The sequence below is a fragment of the Blastocatellia bacterium genome (assembly GCA_016713405.1).
Classification (GTDB): Bacteria; Acidobacteriota; Blastocatellia; order Chloracidobacteriales; family JADJPF01; genus JADJPF01.
This window is the reverse complement of record JADJPF010000007.1, coordinates 332726-355267: the sequence shown is the minus strand read 5'-3', so window position 1 is coordinate 355267 and position 22542 is coordinate 332726. Positions and strand designations below refer to the sequence as shown.

Here is a 22542-nt window from a genome sequence, read left to right as displayed (position 1 = left end):
AAAGAAAGATGAAACAGCATTTAACTCTATTATTGAGTTACTTGCTGAAGATTTAGCAGCACTTCCAGAAAAGACCATTGCAATAAAAGAAAATGGCGTGAGCTTAAATCTGTAAGAGATTTTGATAGCCTAAAAACCTTTTCTGGTGTAACTAAAACGGTTTTGGCTAGAGATATTGCTCCATTAATGCAATGGCGAAACACTCGCGGACACGAAGAAGCCTATTATTTTGATTTACTTATAGCTAGGCTTCAAAATGAACTTTTAAGAAAGTCTGCTAAGTTTGAAGATTATAAAGATGAGCTTTATTTGCAATTTCCCAGCTTCCAACAAATATTAATCAAGTTCGTGAAAAGCTTAATATTATCAATCAAATAAAGGCTTCTCAATTTTGGGAAACTATAACAATCAAAGATTTAGAAAATATCCGTGTAGAACTGCGAGGAATAATGCAACATAGACGTCTTACTTCTTATAGTAGTCCTAAACCATTAGTTATTGATGTAGCTGAAGATAGAACCAAAATTGAACAAAGAAAAGTACTGCCTAAGCTAGAAGGTTTAGAGTTAATAGCCTACCGTATGCGTGTTAAGGATGCTTTAGAAGCTTTAATTGAAGAAAGCACTATTTTACAAAAAATCAAATCTGGAAAACCTGTTAATGAAGACGACTTGCAAGAGATTTGTTCACTTATACTTACACAAAATCCAGACGTTGATTGTGATAACCTAGTAGAACTTTATCCAGAAGCAGCAGGAGATATTATTTATATTTTCCATAGAATTATTGGATGGGAATCTACAGCAGTTCGTCAAAGATTTGAGCAATTTGCACAAGAGCATAATCTAAATTCTAAACAGATTAAATTTTGGATTTAGTAATAAACTTTATTGCTAAAAACGGTTCAATAGAAATTGATAAGCTTTTTGAGTCACCGTTTACTTTTATTGATAGTTATGGATTAGTGGAGTGTTTAGCGATGAAGAAAGAAACGAGTTATTAGGCATTATTAATTCTTTTCAAACCTAAGAATATAAGCAACAATTAATAAATTTTTCCAACAGGACAATTATGATTACAGGACAGCTAAGAAGTCAGATTGACAAACTCTGGGAAGAGTTTTGGACAGGCGGAATCACCAATCCATTAACCGTCATTGAGCAAATTTCTTTTCTAATGTTTGCGCGGTGGCTTGATATTAATGAAGAAGTAAACGAGAAAAAAGCAAAGGTTAAAGGTAAATTTTTTTTAGGATAGCCTTTACGGAGAAGATAAACGACATCTCCGTTGGTCTAGCTTTTAAGCAATTAGGCGGTGATGAAATGCTTAAGCTAGTGCGCGATAATGTTTTTCCACACTTTAAAGAAATAGCCAACAAAGGTAAAGATTCAACCTTTAGCGAATATATGGCAGATGCTCAACTAATGATTCAAAAGCCTAGTTTGTTTGTTTTCTGCTGTAAATATGATTGACCGCTTACCGCTTACTGAAGCTGATACAAAAGGCGACTTTTATGAGTATTTGCTTTCTAAACTAACTACAGCAGGCATTAACGGCCAATTCCGTACACCTCGCCATATTATTGGTCTAATGGTTGAACTCCTTGATCCAAAGCCAAATGAGGTTGTAGGAGATCCCGCTTGTGGTACGGCGGGCTTTTCTAGTAGGAGTGATGCAATACTTATTAGAGAAATACACATCAACCGAAGGTATTATTGAAAATGAAGATGGTAGCAAAATTTATAGTGGTGATTTGTTAGAACCATATCAAGAGCATATTCAAAAGAAATGCTTCACGGTTTTGACTTTGATGCAACAATGCTAAGAATTGCAGCAATGAATTTAATGTTGCATGGTGTAGACTCGCCTAAAATCCATTATCAAGATACTTTGAGCAGCAATTTTCCAGATAAATTTCCTAAACTAGCTACAGAAGGCTTTGATGTAGTGCTAGCCAATCCACCATTCAAAGGCAGCCTTGACGAGGAAGATGTTCATTCCTCATTAATTGGCAAAGTAAAAACCAAAAAGACTGAATTGTTGTTTATCGCGCTAATCTTGCGAATGCTTAAAAAGGGTGGTCGTTCAGCAACAATTGTTCCTGATGGAGTGTTATTTGGCTCAAGCAAAGCCCACATAGCCTTACGTCAATTGTTAGTTGATGAAAACCAATTAGAAGCAATTATTTCGCTTCCATCAGGCGTATTTAAGCCCTATGCAGGAGTTTCAACAGCAATAATAGTTTTTACTAAAGGCGGCAGAACGGACAACGTATTTTTCTATGATGTTGAAGCCGATGGATATTCATTAGACGACAAGCGCGACCCAGTAGCCGAAAATGATTTGCCCGATGTGCTAAAGCGTTGGCAAGCACGAGATCCTAAGAAAGACAGCAGTAGAACAGACAAAGCTTTTTTTGTCCCTGTCAAAGATATTCAAGAAAATAACTATGATTTGTCATTGAATAGGTACAAGGAAGTAGTGATGAAGAAGTAGAGTATGAAGCACCAAAGGAAATACTTAAAAAAGCTAAAAGGTTTAGAGGCAAGTATTCAAGAAGATTTGAATGAACTGGAGACACTACTATGATGAGTAAAACAAAGTATGTTTTCTTGAATGAAGTTGCTGATATTTTAGGAGGGTTTGCCTTTAATAGTTCTTGGTTTCAAGAATGGGGGAAAAGTAATTAGAATAAGTGATATAGCAGGGGGTTTTGTGTCAACAAGAAATTCTGTTAGGGTTGATAATACAAAAAATCCTTTACCAAATTCTTGTAGAGCTAAAAGGAGATATTCTGATTGCTCTTTCTGGCGCAACAACAGGGAAAAAAGTGGCGTTGTTTTGCAGGAAGACGAAGGTGCTTATGTAAATCAACGTATTTCTATTATTCGTCCTAAAAGTCCAGAATTCTCAATAATTTTGAGGCATTTGATAAGCTCAAAAAAAATTATGGAAAACTTATTAAGTCTTGCTGGGGGAAGCGCACAACCTAATTTTAGTCCTAACGAGTTAAAAAATTGCAAATTCCATTATTTAACAGTGAGCAACAAAAGCGCATCGCCGCCATTCTCGACAAAGCCGACGCGATAAGGCGCAAGCGGCAAGAGGCGATTAAGCTGGCGGATGAGTTGCTGCGGTCGGTGTTTTTGGACATGTTCGGCGATCCGGTGACGAATCCGAAGGGGTGGGACAAAGTAAACATTAAAGATTTAGTTTCTGAAGTAAATTATGGAACAAGTAGCAAGGCAGGAGAAAAGGTCAATATCCTATCTTAAGAATGGGTAATATAACTTATCAAGGTGGATGGGATTTTACTGATTTGAAATATATTGATTTATCTGACAAAGAAAAAGAAAAGTATTTAGTGGTAAAAGGTGATTTACTTTTTAATAGAACCAATAGCAAAGAATTAGTTGGCAAATCAGCAGTGTATCGCCAAAGTGAACCTATGGCTTTTGCAGGGTATTTAATTAGAGTAAAAGCTAATTCTCAAAACAATGCAGAATATTTAGCTGGGTTTCTTAATTCAAAATATGGTAAACAAATATTAACCAATATGTGCAAAAGTATTATTGGTATGGCTAATATAAATGCACAGGAGTTGCAGTCTATAGAAATACTAAAACCTCCTTTAAATCTACAAAATGATTATGCAAAAATAGTTTATAAAACAGAAAAAAATAAAAGAGAAATTGTTTTATGATCACCAGCAAATAGATATTTTATTCAACTCCCTTGTCCAACGTGCTTTTCGAGGCGAATTATAGAAATAGGTAGGTTTATGATTACGGCAATTACACTAAAAAACTTCAAAGGTATTCGTGAGCGTGTACGAATTGAGCTAAAGCCTATCACGCTGTTGTTTGGCGCAAATAGCGCGGGCAAAAGCACTATTTTGCAAGCAATACACTATGCAAGAGAAGTTTTGCTGTACCAAAACCTTGATGCAGATCAAACTATTCAGGGTGGTGACAACATAGATTTGGGAGGTTTTAGGAATTTAGTTAGTGATCGCGATCTTAAAAAGAAAATTCATTTACGGTTTGAAATGGATCTTTCTAGAGAAGATTTACCTTTATATCATTCTTTATCAAAATGGGATTTTGATATAAGCCCTAAGGTTAAATCAGCTTGGGTAGAAATTGTTATAGGGTGGGACGAAGTAAGAAAATATCCTTACATTACAAATTATCTAGTGGGCATGAATAATGATGAAGAAATAGCAGGAATTTATTCTGAAGGATTAGGAAATATAATAAAAGTAAATGTTAGTCATCCAATTTTTTATGATGATCCGAAAATCGGTCAACCTGTTGGCTCAGAGAAAAAGTAGCAGAATTTACATTGGTATATCCTAATTCTGTTTTGCCAAGATGGAAAACAGGAATAAGTTTTGTAGAAAGAGGCACTACTCTTTCTGAAGACTTGGCTGGTAATTATTACTTTAGTGGAATGTATCTTCTTGGACAATAAACCAAATTTTGAGAGGGACAGGAGAAGTATTAACAGAAAAGTTAAATAGATTTTTGTACTTAGGGCCAATTAGAGAAATCCCATCAAGGAATTATCAGCCTGTGTCAACGCAAAATAGACAAAATTGGGCTAATGGTTTAGCTGCTTGGGACACGCTTTATTTGAGAGATCAAAAATTTCTAAAAAAAGTAAACCATTGGTTAGGAGAGGAAAAACTTAAAACAGGCTATGCTCTAAAAATGAAAGTGTACAAAGAAGTTGATTTAGAAAGTCCTATAATAGCCATACTAGAAAGAGGTGCAGAATTAGATGATATAGAGATTTTGAAATCATACATGGAAAAATTGCCAAATAAAAAACGTCTTTTTATTTGAAAATAAGACGGGTATAGATGTTTTTCCTCAAGATATTGGTATAGGTATTTCTCAGATTATTCCTGTTATAGTAATAGCATTAAATAAAACAGATGATAGTATTATTGCTATTGAACAGCCAGAACTATATTCATCCGGCAATTCAGACGGGGCTAGGGGAGATCTTTATTGATCAAATTAATGAAAAGAGATCTCTTTTCTTGAAACCCATAGCGAACATTTAATATTAAGACTACTTAGACGAATACGAGAGACTAACGACAATGAACTACCACCAGATGCACCAGCACTTACACCTGATAAAGTTTCTGTTATTTATGTTGAACAAACTGCTGAAGGCGTGAAGCTAACACCACTTCGCATAGATGAAACAGGCGAGTTTATAGACCGTTGGCCTAAAGGCTTTTTTGAGGAACGAGCAGAGGAGCTTTTTAAATGTTAAAGGAGTATGCTTTAGATCCTTCTGTTTTAAGTAATTGGGATAGATTTCGTTATTTCATTAGCCAATTTGGTGTAGCCAATGGGCGGCTTATTTCTCAGTACCCTTCTAAATGGAAAAGGCTTGTTTATGCAGCGACAGCAAATTTTCAAGCAGTTGAAAGAACGAAAGTAGAAATAGCATTAAAAAATCTTGTTCTTATGACACGTGTTTCTGAATGGACACCTACTTTATCTTGGCTAGAAAATGTTATTGAGGAACATTCCAAAAGGCCATTTCATGCAATAATTGCGACGGAAAACTCTAATAACCACGCCTGTGTTTTAATAGGTAGTCAAGTGGATAACAACGATGAGCTTATGAAAGCTCCAAGGTCAAAGGAAATAAGACGCTCTGCTACTGAAATGGCTTTGTGTGTTAAAAACTTACTTCTATGTAGCAAGGAAATCATATTTATAGATCCGTATTTTTTCAGGCTTTCATTAAATCCACATATTCGCCCCTTGAGAGAATTCTTAAGCATTATATCGGAAGATTGTAAAGAAAGAGGAAGTTCTATAAAACTAGAATACCATTCTGAAGATAACGATAAAACAATAGGTAATAATACATTCAAAGATGAGTGTGATAAAAGGCTTCCTTACATAATACCTAAAGGTTTATCACTTAATATTATTCGATGGGATGATGGCGAGTTGCATAATCGTTATATTTTGACAGACATAGGTGGAGTAATGTTTGGAACAGGTTTAGATGACAATGAAGACGGCAATAGCACAGATACAGACATAGTAACAATTTTGGACGAAGAAACGCATCAAAGCTTGGCAGCAATATATTGGTAAAACTCCTTTACATCAAGTAAAAGGAGCAAAATAACACTTTTGTTTATACAAAAGTAGATTTCTAAAACCCTAACAGAATTTTAGCCTAGGAGCAATGTTATGGGAGAACCATTAGGAAGTTGTCACTTGTTTTTAGAACCAGCTAGACAAGCTTTGTTTAGAGTAGTTCGCTCAGACATAGAAGATTCCAGAGGCTCAAGCACTATGTATTTGGAAGATTTAAGAGTTAATAGTAATGCTGGAGAAATTTGCTTAGAAGAGCCTATTTATAGAGAAATAGGCAGAGATTCTAGTTATTTTGTGACTGTAGGGCTTGAAACTTATCGTTTAAAGTATGGCAAAAATCGAATTGGGCGTTTTAGCGATAATGATATTGTAGTAGAACACATAATGGTTTCTCGTAGGCATTGTTGCATAGTTGTTCATTCAGATGAACAGATGGAAATCTTTGACACCGCTTCTAAAAATGGCACAAAGGTTAATGGGCAAAAAATAGAAAAATGGTGGTTAAACCTGGTGATGAAACAACTTTGGCTAGACATTATGTTTTAATGCTTTCTGGTTTAGCAGAATAAAATTGTTTGAATAAAATTATGGAAGAGTTTTTCAGTTGAAGTGATAATTCTAACTCGAAATCTAAATATTCTACAGCTAAAATATCAAAATGTGTAAAAAACTCCTGTTTATCAATAACTTAAGGGACTTAGAAAAAATAAAATCTCCCAAATTAAGTAGGTTTGTATGGTAAGCTCTAAGGAATAACAAACTTGGAGAAAAAAGTGGAGCTAACAGAATCGGTAAAAAAATATTTAATAGAAACAGTAGAAAGACTGAAAGGGAGGGAGAGAAGGTTTTTTATGGCTAGAACAGTAAAAGAATTAGGAATAGGAGGACAAAGACGAGCAGAAAAAGAACTAGGGATGGGATAGAACAACGATACGTAAAGGAATGAACGAATTAAATACAGGAATAACGTGTCAGATGCTTTTCGGCAAAGAGGGCGCAAGGCAATAGAAGAACATATACCAAATCTGCTTTTGGATATAACAAATATAGTGGATGGACAAAGCCAAACAGATCCTTCTTTCAAAACTAGCAGACTGTACACAAGATTAAGTGCAAGAGAAGTTAGAGAGCAACTTATTTTGCAGAAAGGCTATGAAGAAAGCGAACTACCTAGCGAGAAAACTATAGCTAACAAATTAAATGCGTTAGGATATTATCCTAGTAAAGTACTAAAGAGTAAGCCAAAAAAAAGATCCCGCAAACAGACGCAATTTTTTCACGTCTAAATGAAGTTAATCCAAAAGCTGATAAATCCACAGAAGAGTTGAGAATTTCCTTGGATGCAAAGGCAGCAGTAAAATAGGTAATTTCTCAAGAGGAGGAAAATCTAGAGTGTTGACTAAGGCGTTAGACCACGATTTCAAGCCTGATTCTACATTAACCCCATTTGGCATATTTTTACCAAAATATGACGATCTGTTTCTTATCACCCCATTTACTCTTACCAGTGATTTTATCGTTGATACCTTAGAACTATGGTGGTTAAAGCAGAAAAAATTCTTTCCTAGCGTTAATACTTTAGTTATAAATCAGACACGGCCTGAAAACCAAAGCCATCGTACACAGTTTGTAAAACGTATGGTTGAGTTTGTTGCAAAATCAAACACATCTGTTTCTCTGGCTTACTATCCTCCATACCATAGCAAATATAATCCCATAGAGCGTTGTTTTGGCGTTTTGGAGAATCATTGGAATGGTTCTATTTTGGATACTTTAGATTCTGTTCTTCATTTTGCTCACTCCATGACTTGGAAAGGCAAACATCCCTACGTTGAATTAATTTCTAAGCCTTACCAAACAGGTGTCAAGGGCTCCTAAATTCCTTATGAAATCTTTAGAGTCTAAACTTGTTCGTTTTCCTGGTCTTGAACGTTGGTTTGTTGATATTCCTTCCCTTTCTATTTAATTCTGGGAGATTTTATTTTTCCAAATCCCTAACTAAAGCAATTGCCCATCAAGTTCTGCTTTGCTTAAATTGTGGTGGATTTTCTTTTAAAGTGCTTCCTATATTTAAGCTAGAAATTACCAAATCATTCTCAAAAAGGCTGCTTTTAAGCCTCTTTTAACCTTAATTTAGTATTCTCTGGGGCATGCATAACTTTATTTCATCACTTCAACTGAGGGACACCACCTAAAATAATACTTTACTATATTATTATTTATTTAGTATAACTATAGTAGCTTATTTAATAAACTAGTAGGATTTCTAAACGATGAGAATGCCAAAACAGTCTTTACGTAAAATAGTACAATTTCTAAATAATCCAGAAGAAGAAGGAGGGTTTTGGCTTCCAAATATACAACGTTCTTTTGTTTGGACAAAAGAGCAAATATGCAGGTTGTTTGACTCTATCTTAAGAGAATATCCTATAAGTACTTTATTAGTATGGAAAACAAAAAGCCGTGTGAAATGTAGAAAATTTATTGAAAATTATAAATCAGATATAAGATTGTCAGATTTCTTCGTACCCGAAAGTGATAAAAAAAAATGTCTTGTTTTAGATGGTCAACAGCGTTTACAAAGCCTCTTTATAGGATTGCGTGGAAGTTTTGAAAAAAAGGAATTGTACATTAATATGCTTAGTGGAGAAGTTGCTGCTCCTGATGATGTTAAATACAAATTTGAGTTTCTTTCATTAGATGAAGCTAAGTATCCTTGGATAAAATTCAAAGATTTAGTATTTTCGGATTTAGATCCTGTCACTTTAGCACAAGACGTAATTTCTCGATCAACCAAAACGCTTTCTTCTGATGAGTTAAAAAAAATAAGCAAAAACATAGGGATTATCTTTAAAACTTTTCACTCAGATGAAGGAATTTCTTATCAAGAATTAGATAGTACAGAGAATATTGCTCTTTACTCTGAAGATGATGTAGTAGAAATTTTTATTAGGGCAAACTCTGGTGGAACAAAACTTGGTAAATCAGATTTGCTTTTTTTTCTTTGTTGGCAACTAGTTGGGACGAATCTGGAGAGGAAATAGAAGAGTTGTTAACAACTTTAAACAACTATGGTTTTGCTTTTTACGCGTGACTTTGTTTTGAAAACATGTCTTACATTACTTGATCAGTGAGCCCGTTACGAAGTTGGTAAATTTAGAAAACAAGGTGTAAGGGAAAAAATAGAGGAAAGATGGGGAGATATATCTAATGCAATTAAAGATGTTTTAGATTTTGTTCAAGGAAAAACGTTTATTCGTTGTGACAAAGCTTTGCCGTCATATTTATCACTAATACCAATAATTTATTTGAGATTTCATTTTGAACAAGCATGGAAAGAATCTAAAGGGCTAGATGAATATTTGATACGCTCTTTATTTTCTGGTGCCTTTAGTGGGACATCTGATCAAATGATAGATGATTGCATTACAAATATTCGTATAAATAAAAATTTTTTATTAAGTGAAATTTTACACGTAATTCGCATGCGTGGGCGAAGTCTTGAAATTTCAAAGGAGCGGCTTTTTGAGATAACTTATGGTTCAGATACCATACATTTATTATTTAATCTTTGGTATAAAGACTTTAATTATACACCAGCATATGTAGGTAATATGCCTCAGATAGACCACATTTTTCCTCAAAGTGTTTTAAAGAAAATAAAAGATATTAATCTAATTACAGGAAGAAGAGATTTGATGAAATTCCGTGATTATGAAAGAAACCAGATAGCAAATTGTATGTTACTTTCTCAAGCAGAAAATGGTGCAGCAGGTAAAGCAGATACACTTCCTAAAGATTGGTTTAATGGTAAATCACGAGACTATTTGGAACTACACTTAATTCCAAAGGATCCTGTTTTATGGGAAGTTGATAACTACCAAGATTTTATAAAGGCCAGAAAAGTGTTAATTCAACAAAAATTTAGCTATTTATTATCAAAATATTAACTTGGCAAAAAATTCTTATTTGCTTGAACAAAATTATTATCTATTTTGTCAAAACTTTAATATTTAAAGTAAAAATTATTTTAAGCTTTGTGTTCTAACTAACACACAATTACTCAAAATTAAATTTCAAATTATTGAGTGAATAAAATAGCTAAATAAAAGTTGGACATAGCAAAATATTACAACCCAAGAGTATTTGATTAATTTTTCAAATACTCTTAAAGCTTAGTTAGTTAAAACTTGTTTATATCTTAAAATCTTTACTTAAGCTATATTTTTGAAATACTATAATAAGTTACTTAAAATATATGCAAAAAATACTAAGATAAATACTATATTTATAGAACATTATAGGAAGTTGTTATGATAGATTTAGAAGAACATTTGCCATTTTTAATGATAAATTCTGTACTAGAAAATAGTTACAGAAAGAGGTTAATAAAAAGAGTAATTGATTATTATAGAAATTCATCAGTAATTGCTAAAAAAAAGTTAAATAAAGTATTACAAAATCTACCAATTAAAATAGATGGATTTAGGCGTATTGATATGAATGCACCTAAAATAAAGCTCTACAAACCATTAGAAATAGCATTTTGTGCATGTAATCCTCTAGTAGAATCAATTTTATGTATTTGGATGGAATCTCACAATGTTTTAGAAAAGTTAGTTGAAGGTTTTTTGGTAGATAAACAAATAAAATCTGTAAAATTTTCTGATCTTGGTGGCAAGTTTATTTTATTTTGGGAATTAGAAAAAGTAATGACTTATGTCAAAGAGTTTTTAGTAAAACATCCAGATTTTGATGAAAATGATGTGGGATTGATGTTGTGTTGTTTGGTTGGATGTTTACCAATTCCAGGAGAAGTAATAGAAAAAAACAAAAAGGAAAAACAACTAATGGATGACAGAAAAAAAGTTTGTGAAACGGTACCGAAATTTTCTGGTTTATTAGGGGAAATGTTTGATAAGTTAAGCTCATTACCATATGAAGCGTCTGAATGGTTAGAGTTATTAGATTTCATTGAAAATATTAAAGAACTTAAAGAGAAAAAATATAAGGAGTATGAAAGTCAACATAATAAGAACAAGAGGGCGCTAAAGGATTTAGTTAACCAAATAGCAGAAAATCTGTCAAAGGAACTTTCTTTTTGCAAAATAAATATTCAAGATTTGGCAATACATAATCTTTCCACAGAAAATCTAGAATTTTTAACAAAACAATTTTTGTCATTTAAAGAATTATTAGAAAAACTAAGCAACTTACTACAAACATTGCCAAACAACATAGATGAACATCAAAAGTGGAATGAGTCATTGGTTGAAATAGTATCAAGTATTAATAATATTTACTCCTATATATGTTCTTTAGTATTGATAGTTCCTCCACAAAATAAAAATTTTGAAGCAAAAGAACACTTTTCAGAACAAAACAAAACTAAAGATGTTAGTGAAAAAAAAAAGAATATAGATAATTCTGATATGTTTATTTCATTGAATTATTGTGATAGTCATGTTAAAGAAGATAATATACAAGACATAGACATAATAACAATTAATGAATTTGTTAAAACTGAAAATAATATATTAGAAAAAAATGTAAGTATATTTACAAAGAATGAGAGCAATGATATAGAAAAATTACAATTATCCACTATAGAAATAGAAGAAAAACAAGAAGATAATGTTAATCAAAATATATCTTCTACTTTGGCTAATCCTATAGATACAGTGAATACATACTATGGTAAAGAAAATATAGATAAATCACAGTTTATTTTGCAAGATGATATACAAGTAATTGAGGCAAAAGAGAAGAATAAAAAAATTATTAAATCTTAATGGTAAAGAAATTATTGGAAAATTAGAAGAAAATTTTTGAATACTTCTTTTCTATTTCGACCTCTAAAAGATGTGGCAAAATTAATTCTCAATGATGCTAGAGAAAACGTAACTTCTAGATTGGAAGAATTGATTTGGAACTTATTAGCAGAAAATAAGTTGAGCCTTGCTTTTCATTTGAATCGATGTTGTGAGTTGATGTTTCCAAGTAACAAAAGAGTTGTTACTTCTTGGTTAATAAGAGCAATAATTTTGAGTAAAAATATACTCCATGATGTGCGGCAACTTTCAAATATACTGAAAAAAGATTTTTCTAATTTTGTGCCAGAAATTTTTTCTGTATGATGGTGAATGGAATCAAGTTTTAAGTTTTCTCTTAGCTTCTGCTTCTTTAAGACCTGCTTTATTAGCTCCTAGTACAAATGCTTCCAGAATTTTACACCTGTTGTACTATGCAAAAGATGGTTTAGGCATGTTTAAAGATTATTGTGAAATAATTGCAGAATATGGTGACAATTCACAGCCAATAGATCTTTCTCTTCTAAAAGGAAAAGAATCTTGGGAGAAAAAACTTCAAGAACTTTGGGCAGATATTGATTCTTGGTGGGAAAAAGCTCCTAAATTTAAGATGAGTTTTGTTCCTATTACGCATATTTGGCAACATTGGATTAAAAAAGGTCAACTTATTGAGAACTTAATTACAACCATACGTAACGACAAGATTGAAGAACTAAAAAAAGTTTGTGAAAAAGTTAACTTTTTGTCAGATGAAAAAGCTGTTTTAAAAGAAGTACAACGTCTTGAAAAAATAATCTTTCTTATCCAAGTAAACAAGGAATAGAGGTAAAAAATTCTAAGTTCTTTGCTAAAACATACAAATGAAGTTGTGGAACTTTGTGGTAGGTGGATTTCTATTTGTAAGTCTCGTCCTAACGAAAATAGTGACTGGATAACTCGTAAAACTAATGAAGTACATAAAAATATTAAAAAGAATTATGATTTTGTTGTAAATGAATTAGAAACATTTGTTAAAAAAAATTCTAGTTTTTCAGAAATATCTGTTCGGAGAAAATATGTTTACAGGCTATTAAAGATATAAAAGCAATTTTTTCTCCAGTTGTTGAAATAAAAGATAAAGAACCACTACAAAAACACTTACTTAATGCAGATTTCTTAAAAATGTCCTTTCTACCACTGAGCGATAATTTGGAACCAAGAAATTATGATCCTAAAATTGTCATGGAACAAATACTAAATTTTATATCTAATGAAGATATAAGTTGGCACCAAGCTTTTGAGGAGAGAGCAGAACTTCGTGATCACAGTGTCACTTTACAGATAATAGAGTATGTTGAAGCTAATAGAAACTCAACTACAGATTCTTTTCTTGACATAGAAGATATGCGTAAGGGAAGAGAAAAAATATTCGAGAATGTAAAGATGCTCTGAAAAGGGATTTACAAAACACCAGAGAATCCATAGAGTCAGCAATAGTTTTAAGTCTGCTTAAAGAAGCAGATAGAGATTCTCTTATCACCAAGATTCAACAAATAGAAAACACAATTGATGAAATTTTAGAATTTAAAGAAAAACATAATCAGTTAACAAGTATAAAACAATCTATAGAAGAGGAACGTACTAATAAAATTACTAACGTAAAACAACGCCTTGAAAAAGCAGGCATAGAGAAAGGGCATTTTGCATATAATAGAATTTGTAGTGTTTTAGAAAAAGGTGATATCTTAACAGCCAATGAATACATAGATACAATATTACAAAAAAATTTCATACATGAATTTAGAAAAGAAATAAATTCATTCAAAGATTTCTTTCCTCAGAAATACAGAGAAATAGAAGATTTCCTTGAACCTGATTATGAAACTAGGCCAACACCCCAATATATAATAGATATTGTTAATTCACGTAAAACCATTGGCCCTATTCAAATGAGACCTGTTGCTGGCCCGCAGGCAGAGCAAGCAGCAGATATGCTAAAATCTTGGTTTACAGCCAAAAAAGCAAAAAAAATAGATGAACACAGTTTAACTATTATACTTAGTAGCTTAGGGTTTAATGTTATAAAAATAACTTTTGGTTCTCAAAAAAATAAACCATGTCTTTGGATAAATATAACTACAGAAATAATACAGGAAAGAGAAAGATGTCCAGTCTCTTATTATGGATCAAATGCTAAAGGTAGCTATCGTGTTTTGTGTGTTTGGGAAAGGCCCACAGAAGAAGATTTGCTAAATGAAATTGGGGATAACTTTCAAGGTAGTCCAGTTATTGTTTTTCATTTTGGTAGAATGACAGAAAAAAGGCGGAAAGATCTTGCTAGAATGTGTCGAGAGCGTCGACGTACTTTTGTTGTTATTGATGATGTTTTAATGTTATATCTTTGCGGTGAGCGAGGTTCAAGATTACCACGAATGTTTGAATGCAGTTTACCATTTACCTTTTTAAAACCTTATACTACAACAGCTAGCCTTGTCCCACCAGAAATATTTTATGGAAGACGTATAGAACGAGAATCCATTATATCTCCTATGGGATCATGTTTTATATATGGCGGAAGACAATTAGGTAAAACAGCGTTATTAAGAGACGTACAGAGAACTTTCCATTCCCCAACTAATGGTAGAATAGCAATATGGTTAGATTTAAAAACTTCAGGGATAGGCTATAATCGTCCTGTTGACGAGATTTGGACACTTATAGCTGATGAATTTAAAGTTTTAGATATTATTCCGAATAATGTGCCTCCACAAACTAGAGAAAATAAATTACTTGAGTACGTACAAAAATGGTTGGAACAAGATGATAAACGTCACATACTTTTATTGCTAGATGAGGCTGATCGCTTTTTGGTTATAGATGGGAAAAAGCATGCAGAAGGAGAAGAAATAGGCGAATTTACTAGGGCTGCATTATTAAAAGGTTTGATGGATAGAACTAATCGAAGGTTCAAAGTAATTTTTGCTGGTTTGCACAATGTTCAACGTACTACAAGATTAGAAAATCATCCATTGGCTCATTATGGCGATCCAATGTGTATAGGCCCATTACTTGACAATGGTGAATCACGCGAAGTAAGAGAAGCTAGAGCCTTAATTGAAAAACCTTTTGCTAGTTTAGGATATTATTTTGAACCTCGTGACTTAGTTTTTAGAATACTTTCTCAAACAAATTATTATCCTAGTCTTATACAACTTTATTGCGATCATTTGCTTAAACATGTAACTAGCTCAAACAATTTTACAATTGAGCATCATAAAAGTCCTCCTTACACAATTACGTCTAAACATGTTGAAGATGCTTATCGCAGTCAAGATTTAAGAAGAGCTATCAGAGAACGCTTCAAACTTACGTTAGATCTGAATACACGTTATCGAGTGATTGCTTTAGCAATAGCCCTCTACAGTTTAGAAGATGATGATAGAGTAAGTGATGGATTTTCTACTGCATGGATTAGAGAACAAGCATTGACCTTTTTTGGAATCAAGGGTTTCAAGATACTTCTGAAGATGCTTTTCGCGTTTTACTTGATGAAATGGTAGGCTTGGGTGTACTAAAAAATATTTCTGTAAATCATTATAGTCTTAGAAGTCTTAATGTAGCTTTACTTATTGGTATAAAAGAAGAAATAGAGTCAGAGTTGGAATCTAGTTCAAATAAGGAGCTATCTCCTGATTATGAAGCCGCAACTTTTAGATCTTCTCTTAAAGAAGATTCTTCAAGACGCAGCCCCTTAACTGCTCAACAAGAATCAGAGCTACGAAGTAGAAAAATGAAGTATCAATAGTTTTTGAAGTGAAGCAGCAGGAATAGAAGATTTGGAGCAATTTTAATAGGAGCTTTTGGCAAAGAATTCTTTTTTAAATTTGGACAAATAACTGATAAAGCTCAATTTGTAAAACAATTATCGGATCTCGGAAAACGAGAAAAAAATGGTACAAATCTTGTTTTTGTCCCTTATACTTGCCCTTGGGCTGATAGTTGGGTAGACGAAGCTATTAATAGACTTAATAGATTAACTTCAAAAACTTCTTTTGTTCGCATTTTATTTGTTGCGGATTCACAAACAACATGGCAATTGACAAACACTAACACTGAGAATTTAGATAAATTTAGAGAAAAACATGTAACATGCTTTACCTTAAAACCATGGCACGACTTAGCTTTGTGGCAGTGGTTAGAAGATATTGGTTTTCCAAATCTTGGGGATAAAAATAATAGACAAAGAATTACAAAAGTTACAGGTAATTGGCCAATACTACTTTATGAGTTATATAACAAAACAAAAAATGCTATTCACTTACTTGATCATCATTTAAGTAAAATAGAAATGGGATTGAAAGAAAAAGAAACTGTAAAAAATTTAGAAGTCTCTTTTGGGCTTAGGTATGTTGAAGCCAAAAAAGTTTTGCATAATTTAGCAATATTAGGAGAAGCATCCATAGAAAATTTGATGGAACTTACAGACTTACCACCTGAGATTGTATATCGAAGCATAGTATGGGCAGATTTACTAAATTTAGTATTTCCATCGAGTAACAAAACTTGGAAGGTTGATCCAATAGTTGATAAACTTGTTAAATTAGGCACAGAGTAAATATATGTATAATTTTTGGTGGCAATTACCTGGGCCAAAATCCTTTATAGATAGACTTGTTCAAGATATTAGAGATGGCAAGAATATTATCATGTGTCTACCAAAATATTCACCCTATGAAAAATTATCAAAAGCTGTAAGAATAGAAATGGAGAATGATGAGTGGGAATGGCACTCAATAGATACCGAAGAAGAAAAAGATCCAGTAAATTTACTATTTAAACGATTTATCCAAAATCATAGAATTGACCAAATTAGAAATGCTAATACTTTAGCAAAAGATCCTGTTTTCAAAGGAAAATTAATTTGGCTTACAAACATAAACCAAAATAATTGGCTGTCTTGGAGAGAATTTATAGTTGATTACGCAAATATATGTAGGCATTATTGTTTGCTCGATAGAACTTTATTTTGCATTCCTTTGATAGGAGAACTTACTTTGAATCTTCCATCAGAAGATATTTGTCTTTCATTACACAGATGGTGTAATTATATAGACAGAACAGATATGTTAGTTTTTACTTCACAATTTTTTCGAGAAAAGGCTATCCCGCTTATAGAAAAACAAATGATTATTTCTGTTATTGTTAATCTTTCGCTTTGGGATCCGTTTACTAGTGAAAGATTGGCAAATGAAAGTATAGATAAAATACTTAAACCTAATTATATACTTAAGCAAATAGCTAGAGAACGGGATTGGGATAATAGTGATTTTGTTAATGAGCGGTTACTTTGGTTATCAGGTATAAAAAATGAGTTTGAAGGAAAGGAAGAATTTCACTCAGCCATTTTGAGTTTGCATGATCCAAAAAAAGAAATAGAAAGAAGAATATGGAGTGCTCAGGTAGGAGTATATTTTCCATTTATAGAACAAAAACGACAAGAGATATTAGTTAAACTTAAGAATGTATTAAAAGTGCCTTTTACGACAAGATTTGAGACAATAAATAATATTTGGGATTTAGAAATAGGGCATATTGAAAGCCAAATCGTGAATGAAATTTCTGTACCTATGGAACTAAAAAAGTTAGTTAAAAGACTAAGGATAATGCGTAATAAATTATCTCATCTTAATTCATTGGATGAAGATATTTTATTTTTTAATTATGATATTTTGTAGCTTTTTGTATAGGTAAAATAAATTAGTGATTCTATTGTCTTAATTAATGGGAATGCTGGTATCAGTAGAGCGATGTTGAGATTTTTCATTAAAAGAATTATCAGATAGATTTGAGCTATTTGAGCTATTTGGGCTATTTGAGCTATTTGGGCTATTTGAGCTATTTGAGCTTGATGTACTAGGTTGATTGGGTAGAGAGCTAGCGTGATTAAATTGATTAAATTGGCCTTGAGAATAAGTTTGGTTTTTAAGTCTTGCAATCTCTTGGTCGCAGTCTTGAATTTGCTTACGTAGTGAAAATTTTTGGCTGGCATCAGAAGTAATAGCCAACGCTGTTTCCAAGAACTGTTTTTTTTCAATCCAAATTGATAAAGGATCGGGCATAAAATAAAAAGTTATGAATAAAACCTGCTTTCTCTAGCCAATAAAGTAGCACAGCAAAAACAGAAATTAATAAAGAGTTTAGTAAAGAAATGAAATACAAACTTGTAATATTTGATTTTGATGGAACTTTAGCAGATTCATTTCCTTTTTTTCTAAGTACCATAAATGATTTAGCAAATGAATATAATTTCAAAAAAGTGAACATGGAAGAGATAGAAACTTTACGAGGTTATGATGCAATGCAACTTATGAATCATTTAGGTTTACCATTGTGGAAAGTGCCATTTGTAGGAAACAGCTTTAAGAAAAAAATGGCTGAAAATATTGACCAAATTCCGTTATTTTCTGGTGTAGAAAATATGTTGCAGGTTTTGTCTAATAAAGGAGTTATATTAAGTCTTATAACTAGTAATTCTTACAGCAATGTGAGCAAAATCTTAAGCCCTAATAATATGGCTTTTATGGTTGAACCTCAATGCGGTAGTTCTTTGTTTGGAAAACGCTCTAAATTAAAGAATATTTTACGAAAAACTAAGATTGATTCTAGCCAAGCTATTTACATTGGCGATGAACTCAAAGATTTACAAGCTTCTAGTGCTGAAAATATCGCTTTTGGTGCTGTATCCTGGGGATATACTAGAATCGACACACTTATAAAACATTCTCCAACAGAAATGTTTTATTGTATTGATGAGATTATTAGAAAAATTGTTCAATAGCAATTAATTTGAGAATAATAAACTTAGCATTCAGCATATATATGTAGGGTGAAATGTAACAATAAATGGAAGAAAAACTAAGAATATATGGATATAAATAGTGAAATAGAAATATATTGGAAAGAGTTTTGTAACAAAATGAAAATAAGTGTTAATACAACTACCAGCATTGGTATTTTGGAAATAGTGAGAAAATGAGCAAACAACTGTGTAACCTTGTATTAGCAGGTAAGAAAACAGCAACAGCAAGTTTACAATGGGTTTATGAAAATAAACCCGAAGACTTACCAATACCAAATGGATATAGCATTATTACGGATTTTCAAAGAAAGCCTAAATGTATAATTCAGACTATTAGTATTGATATAGTTACATTTAATAAGGTTAGCGAAGAATTTGCTAGGAAAGAAGGGGAAGGTGATTTGAGTTTGAAATATTGGAGAGATGTTCACTGGGCATATTTTTCTAAAGAATGCCAAGAAATAGGAAGACAACCTAGACAAGGTATGCCTATCATTTGTGAGGAGTTTAAGCTAGTTTATAAATCTCTTGTAAACTAATTTTTTGTTAAGAATGTGCATAACAAGCGTTGCAGTAGACTCTCAAAGTCGGCTCACTAATTTCACTCACTGCTGAACTTGGTATTCGATGTTAGCCATTAGGGTAGTAGTAGTAAAGTAAAAGAAAGAATAAATGTAGTCTAGGTTAGAAGAATAAATGCTTAAAAAGTTAGGAGAAAGTTAATGAAAATGTATATTCTTGTGAAAGAATCTATACCTAATGGTTTCGCAATGCTTGCATCAGCTTTATCTTCTTTGGCCTGTTACTTAAAATTTAAAGATACTCCAGAAATTTCCCAATGGTTGTCTGGCCCTTTTTATAAAGCTATTTGTAAGGTTAATGATTCAGAGTTTGAGAAAGCCAAAGAAACCGACGATCATATTGTTTTGACAGAATCGGCTTTAGGTAATCAGGAAGTTGCTATTGCTTTTAAACCTAGAGAAGAATGGCCGAAACCTTTTAAATTTTTTCGTTTATACAAATAACTGACAGTAAAGACATTCGTAGGAAAATTATACTTTTTAATACTACAAAATAATTATTTTTAACTATTTAGGGGTTTTAATCTTTAACTATTTAAGGGTTACACTCTAATTTTTAAAGAAAGTTAACAGATGAACAAGAAAACAATTAGAAAATACGAAAAATCATTGGCTAGCAATTGGAGTATAAGAGTAAAGACTAAAGATCAAATAGGGGAATAATTATGATGGAGTAATCTTTAATATAAAAGAAAATTTTATTGCATTGAGAGAAGAAAGAGATTTTGAGTTTGATGGGATAATTATATTGGTAAAGAAGTTTATAAAAAGCTGCCGTGATGGAAAAATCGAGAAATGTTGTAATGAAATACTTAAAATAAATGCTGAAATTAAAAAAATAGATAAACCAGAATGGCTAAATAATTGTGAAAATATAAAACAAGTCTTAGAAAAAATGATGGAAAGAGATATATAATAAGAGCGTTGAAACATTATTTAAGCTTAATAAAAAGGTTCAAACAGCCTTCTACCTTGGCCCAATTACTAACTGTGATAAAATGTCATTTTTTCTTAAATGTTATGATGCTTCTGGTAAATGGGAAAAAGTTTATAAAATTAATTATGATGAAGTTTTTAGGATTGAGTTTGATAGTAAATATTGCAATCGGTTTAATCATTATATGAAAATTAGTGCATAACAAACGTTGGAGTAGACTTGCAAAGTCGGCTCGCTGGTGAGCTTAGTGCTAGGCATTCTTACTATGAGGAATCATGGACATAATCTCAGGAATAATAGTGTTTGCTTTTGGGATAGGGCTGATTGCATTAGCAGGTGTGATTGCCTCAAAACGACTGCTTGCAGAACGATTCCTTAATCTATTTGCAAGTTCGGCACGCGCTCACTACATCGAGCAAGTTTTGCGATTGGTCGTGGGAGCATCTCTTGTTATCTTCTCGCCATTAATGTGGTATTCTTACGTATTCCAGATATTTGGATGGCTTTTTGTTGTATCAACCCTAGGATTGCTTCTTGTGCCTTGGCAGTGGCATCATCGGTTTGCTGAAAGAGTTATACCGTTGGTTATCCACCACCTCGAAATATATGGAGTTGCTACATTTGTGCTAGGTGCTTTCGTTCTTTATAGTGCTTCTCGATACGCATCCCAATAGAATGGTAATAGTCAAATTTTTTGTTCCTGTTGTTTTTGTGTTGTTGTGTGGGGCATAACAACTGTTGCAAGGGACTCAGGAAATTGGCTCGTTAGCACCGCCGCTGAACTTGGCCTTATTCTGCTTATACAACGCAGTAATATACACTTGGTTTTTCTGAATTGATCTAGAAAAGAAATGTTTCTACAAAGATATTTGAAGTTTAATTTAGTCTTGAAGAAACGAAACTGTATTTTGTATAAGGAAAAATATGTCGATAAAAAATTAAGTTTATGTAGAATAAGCAAAAGGAAGTAGTGAAAAAAAATATAAGGCGGAAACACAATGTCACCTTGGGTAAAAGATCCTAATGCAGGAGGAAAAAAGGTTCCAGAATCAGTACAAAATAAAGTTAAAAAACGGATTTTGACATATGCAGAAAAACATCATGTGGGTACATATACCAAATTAGACATACGTTTTAGAGGGCAGTTTTGCTATATAGATGCGTATAAAGAACCTTACGTATCAGATGATTTTCCTCCACCAGGATATCCTGAATCAAGAGAAACCTTTATAGAACGCTTGCGTAACACTCCTATACATTTATGTAGATTACGATATTTTGGCGATGAAGAAGGTTGGGGTTTTGCCTTTTTTACTTACAGTAATGAGAAATATGAACTATCTGTTTTTCCTGATGGTAGTTTTTATGGTTCTCCTGAAGACGCTTTTGCTGCTTCTGCTGTGTATTTGTATGACTAATTGTTTTTATAACCTTTAGATTATATTAGGGTTGTTCTTTATCATGCGTTTTTGAGTAGCGGCATAACAAACGTTGTAGCGAACTCGCAAAGTCGGCTCGCCAAAGCTAGCTAATAAGGCAAAGAAGGCAAAGAAGGCAAAGCAGTAGCTAAAGTAGCCAACGACTATCTACAAATTAACCATCATCAAAACCAATCAACAACCACCAAACCATCACGAAACCTTAATTTTTGCCCTGCAAACACTGTTTATTAATGAGTCTTATATTAATGAGAAGTGTTTTATCAAGATTTTCAATTAAATATGGTCTTTATTTTTAGTTATCAACTTGGCTATTAATTAATTAAGCTTTTTCTTGCTATCAGTAGTAATAATTAATATAAATCATCATAAACACATCATCAACTACCAATTAATCAATAATCAACTACCAATCAATTAACCAAGCTCAACAACACCGCGATTCATAACAATACCTCTCAAAAACTCCAATCTGCTAGCAACCAACATATATTCACCATTAATAGAGTTGCCAACACGTTTTTGTTTTAATCCTAAGCGTTTAAGTAATAATGATAAATAGCGAATTGGATCAGATAATAATTGTTCATTTTTAGGTAGATTAATAATTCCTACTAATACTTCACGATTTTGAGTTAAGTAAGTAATTAGCTCGCTTGATGATAAGCTTTCCTTACTATATTTTCTTCCGTCATAGACTAAACCTTTCAAATCAACACAATGCTAGTTAATACAATCCTATAAAGCTCTCAGGAAAATCAGAAAAAATAAGGTCAATAAATAGAACAGTTGAGAAAGAG

Annotated in this window: 24 protein-coding genes and 5 pseudogenes; 27 read left to right on the top strand and 2 right to left on the bottom strand. The window is 32.4% G+C overall.

Annotated features, from left to right (window positions below; all coding sequences use genetic code 11):
* The first annotated feature begins 162 nt into the window (after positions 1-162).
* From IPK14_12050 to IPK14_11955, 20 genes and pseudogenes are all read left to right on the top strand, one after another.
* Positions 163-378: a hypothetical protein gene (locus IPK14_12050; protein MBK7994114.1), complete on the top strand. Its 216-nt coding sequence runs from the start codon at positions 163-165 to the stop codon at positions 376-378.
* 71 nt (positions 379-449) lie between these two features.
* Complete coding sequence (locus tag IPK14_12045; GenBank protein ID MBK7994113.1) at positions 450-878, top strand: hypothetical protein; 429 nt, start codon at positions 450-452, stop codon at positions 876-878.
* Positions 879-1071: 193 nt separating this feature from the next.
* A pseudogene (locus tag IPK14_12040) lies at positions 1072-1227 on the top strand (SAM-dependent DNA methyltransferase).
* Positions 1228-1322: 95 nt separating this feature from the next.
* A pseudogene (locus IPK14_12035) lies at positions 1323-2496 on the top strand (N-6 DNA methylase).
* 548 nt (positions 2497-3044) lie between these two features.
* Positions 3045-3191, top strand: a pseudogene (locus tag IPK14_12030) (restriction endonuclease subunit S).
* 86 nt (positions 3192-3277) lie between these two features.
* A complete protein-coding gene (locus tag IPK14_12025; GenBank protein MBK7994112.1) occupies positions 3278-3703 on the top strand; it encodes a restriction endonuclease subunit S in 426 nt (141 codons plus the stop codon).
* Positions 3704-3781: 78 nt separating this feature from the next.
* Positions 3782-4333: an AAA family ATPase gene (locus tag IPK14_12020; GenBank protein MBK7994111.1), complete on the top strand. Its 552-nt coding sequence runs from the start codon at positions 3782-3784 to the stop codon at positions 4331-4333.
* 241 nt (positions 4334-4574) lie between these two features.
* Positions 4575-4847 carry a hypothetical protein gene (locus tag IPK14_12015; protein MBK7994110.1) on the top strand — a complete coding sequence of 91 codons (273 nt, stop codon included), beginning with the start codon at positions 4575-4577 and terminating at the stop codon, positions 4845-4847.
* Positions 4848-5037: 190 nt separating this feature from the next.
* On the top strand, positions 5038-5289 hold the full coding sequence (locus IPK14_12010; GenBank protein ID MBK7994109.1) for a DUF3696 domain-containing protein: 252 nt from the start codon (positions 5038-5040) through the stop codon (positions 5287-5289).
* Positions 5283-6131: a hypothetical protein gene (locus IPK14_12005; GenBank protein MBK7994108.1), complete on the top strand. Its 849-nt coding sequence runs from the start codon at positions 5283-5285 to the stop codon at positions 6129-6131. The genes IPK14_12010 and IPK14_12005 overlap by 7 nt, the downstream gene beginning before the upstream one ends.
* 99 nt (positions 6132-6230) lie before the next feature.
* Positions 6231-6683 (top strand): FHA domain-containing protein, encoded by a 453-nt coding sequence (locus tag IPK14_12000; GenBank protein MBK7994107.1) that lies wholly within the window; start codon positions 6231-6233, stop codon positions 6681-6683.
* 227 nt (positions 6684-6910) lie between these two features.
* Positions 6911-8103, top strand: a pseudogene (locus IPK14_11995) (ISAzo13 family transposase).
* Positions 8104-8410: 307 nt separating this feature from the next.
* A pseudogene (locus tag IPK14_11990) lies at positions 8411-10087 on the top strand (DUF262 domain-containing protein).
* Between the two features lie 363 nt (positions 10088-10450).
* Positions 10451-11929 (top strand): hypothetical protein, encoded by a 1479-nt coding sequence (locus IPK14_11985; GenBank protein MBK7994106.1) that lies wholly within the window; start codon positions 10451-10453, stop codon positions 11927-11929.
* 36 nt (positions 11930-11965) lie between these two features.
* Positions 11966-12274 carry a hypothetical protein gene (locus IPK14_11980; GenBank protein ID MBK7994105.1) on the top strand — a complete coding sequence of 103 codons (309 nt, stop codon included), beginning with the start codon at positions 11966-11968 and terminating at the stop codon, positions 12272-12274.
* On the top strand, positions 12249-12770 hold the full coding sequence (locus IPK14_11975; GenBank protein MBK7994104.1) for a hypothetical protein: 522 nt from the start codon (positions 12249-12251) through the stop codon (positions 12768-12770). Before IPK14_11980 ends, IPK14_11975 begins: the two co-directional genes overlap by 26 nt.
* Before the next feature lie 1105 nt (positions 12771-13875).
* Positions 13876-15486: a hypothetical protein gene (locus tag IPK14_11970; GenBank protein ID MBK7994103.1), complete on the top strand. Its 1611-nt coding sequence runs from the start codon at positions 13876-13878 to the stop codon at positions 15484-15486.
* 2 nt (positions 15487-15488) lie between these two features.
* Complete coding sequence (locus IPK14_11965; protein ID MBK7994102.1) at positions 15489-15731, top strand: hypothetical protein; 243 nt, start codon at positions 15489-15491, stop codon at positions 15729-15731.
* A gap of 291 nt (positions 15732-16022) precedes the next feature.
* Positions 16023-16541, top strand: a complete 519-nt coding sequence (locus IPK14_11960; GenBank protein ID MBK7994101.1) for a hypothetical protein — start codon at positions 16023-16025, stop codon at positions 16539-16541.
* A gap of 4 nt (positions 16542-16545) precedes the next feature.
* Positions 16546-17661, top strand: coding sequence for a hypothetical protein (locus tag IPK14_11955; GenBank protein MBK7994100.1), 1116 nt, complete (start codon positions 16546-16548; stop codon positions 17659-17661).
* Positions 17662-17700: 39 nt separating this feature from the next.
* Here the strand turns inward: IPK14_11955 and IPK14_11950 are convergent, their stop codons facing one another.
* Positions 17701-17991 carry a hypothetical protein gene (locus tag IPK14_11950; GenBank protein ID MBK7994099.1) on the bottom strand — a complete coding sequence of 97 codons (291 nt, stop codon included), beginning with the start codon at positions 17989-17991 and terminating at the stop codon, positions 17701-17703.
* Positions 17992-18134: 143 nt separating this feature from the next.
* Here IPK14_11950 and IPK14_11945 point away from each other — a divergent pair, with 143 nt between their 5' ends.
* The 7 genes from IPK14_11945 (at position 18135) to IPK14_11915 (ending at position 21721) form a co-directional block, all read left to right on the top strand.
* Positions 18135-18764 carry an HAD hydrolase-like protein gene (locus tag IPK14_11945; protein MBK7994098.1) on the top strand — a complete coding sequence of 210 codons (630 nt, stop codon included), beginning with the start codon at positions 18135-18137 and terminating at the stop codon, positions 18762-18764.
* 194 nt (positions 18765-18958) lie between these two features.
* On the top strand, positions 18959-19324 hold the full coding sequence (locus IPK14_11940) for an ASCH domain-containing protein (GenBank protein ID MBK7994097.1): 366 nt from the start codon (positions 18959-18961) through the stop codon (positions 19322-19324).
* Positions 19325-19507: 183 nt separating this feature from the next.
* Positions 19508-19810, top strand: coding sequence for a hypothetical protein (locus IPK14_11935; protein ID MBK7994096.1), 303 nt, complete (start codon positions 19508-19510; stop codon positions 19808-19810).
* Positions 19811-20072: 262 nt separating this feature from the next.
* Positions 20073-20282 (top strand): hypothetical protein, encoded by a 210-nt coding sequence (locus tag IPK14_11930; protein MBK7994095.1) that lies wholly within the window; start codon positions 20073-20075, stop codon positions 20280-20282.
* An 82-nt stretch (positions 20283-20364) separates the two neighbouring features.
* Positions 20365-20505: a hypothetical protein gene (locus IPK14_11925; GenBank protein MBK7994094.1), complete on the top strand. Its 141-nt coding sequence runs from the start codon at positions 20365-20367 to the stop codon at positions 20503-20505.
* Between the two features lie 73 nt (positions 20506-20578).
* Positions 20579-20977 carry a hypothetical protein gene (locus IPK14_11920; protein MBK7994093.1) on the top strand — a complete coding sequence of 133 codons (399 nt, stop codon included), beginning with the start codon at positions 20579-20581 and terminating at the stop codon, positions 20975-20977.
* 324 nt (positions 20978-21301) lie between these two features.
* Positions 21302-21721 carry a hypothetical protein gene (locus IPK14_11915; GenBank protein ID MBK7994092.1) on the top strand — a complete coding sequence of 140 codons (420 nt, stop codon included), beginning with the start codon at positions 21302-21304 and terminating at the stop codon, positions 21719-21721.
* A 438-nt stretch (positions 21722-22159) separates the two neighbouring features.
* Here IPK14_11915 and IPK14_11910 read toward each other — a convergent pair whose 3' ends face one another.
* Positions 22160-22453 carry a hypothetical protein gene (locus IPK14_11910; GenBank protein ID MBK7994091.1) on the bottom strand — a complete coding sequence of 98 codons (294 nt, stop codon included), beginning with the start codon at positions 22451-22453 and terminating at the stop codon, positions 22160-22162.
* Positions 22454-22542: the final 89 nt, after the last annotated feature.

Bases quoted from the DNA above. Each gene is read 5' to 3' on its own strand.
- IPK14_12045 (MBK7994113.1), top strand. From the start codon at position 450: ATGCAACATAGACGTCTTACTTCTTATAGTAGTCCTAAACCATTAGTT.
- IPK14_12025 (MBK7994112.1), top strand. From the start codon at position 3,278: ATGGGTAATATAACTTATCAAGGTGGATGGGATTTTACTGATTTGAAA.
- IPK14_12020 (MBK7994111.1), top strand. From the start codon at position 3,782: ATGATTACGGCAATTACACTAAAAAACTTCAAAGGTATTCGTGAGCGT.
- IPK14_12005 (MBK7994108.1), top strand. From the start codon at position 5,283: ATGTTAAAGGAGTATGCTTTAGATCCTTCTGTTTTAAGTAATTGGGAT.
- IPK14_12000 (MBK7994107.1), top strand. From the start codon at position 6,231: ATGGGAGAACCATTAGGAAGTTGTCACTTGTTTTTAGAACCAGCTAGA.
- IPK14_11985 (MBK7994106.1), top strand. From the start codon at position 10,451: ATGATAGATTTAGAAGAACATTTGCCATTTTTAATGATAAATTCTGTA.
- IPK14_11970 (MBK7994103.1), top strand. From the start codon at position 13,876: ATGAGACCTGTTGCTGGCCCGCAGGCAGAGCAAGCAGCAGATATGCTA.
- IPK14_11955 (MBK7994100.1), top strand. From the start codon at position 16,546: ATGTATAATTTTTGGTGGCAATTACCTGGGCCAAAATCCTTTATAGAT.
- IPK14_11945 (MBK7994098.1), top strand. From the start codon at position 18,135: ATGAAATACAAACTTGTAATATTTGATTTTGATGGAACTTTAGCAGAT.
- IPK14_11940 (MBK7994097.1), top strand. From the start codon at position 18,959: ATGAGCAAACAACTGTGTAACCTTGTATTAGCAGGTAAGAAAACAGCA.
- IPK14_11935 (MBK7994096.1), top strand. From the start codon at position 19,508: ATGAAAATGTATATTCTTGTGAAAGAATCTATACCTAATGGTTTCGCA.
- IPK14_11925 (MBK7994094.1), top strand. From the start codon at position 20,365: ATGTCATTTTTTCTTAAATGTTATGATGCTTCTGGTAAATGGGAAAAA.
- IPK14_11920 (MBK7994093.1), top strand. From the start codon at position 20,579: ATGGACATAATCTCAGGAATAATAGTGTTTGCTTTTGGGATAGGGCTG.
- IPK14_11915 (MBK7994092.1), top strand. From the start codon at position 21,302: ATGTCACCTTGGGTAAAAGATCCTAATGCAGGAGGAAAAAAGGTTCCA.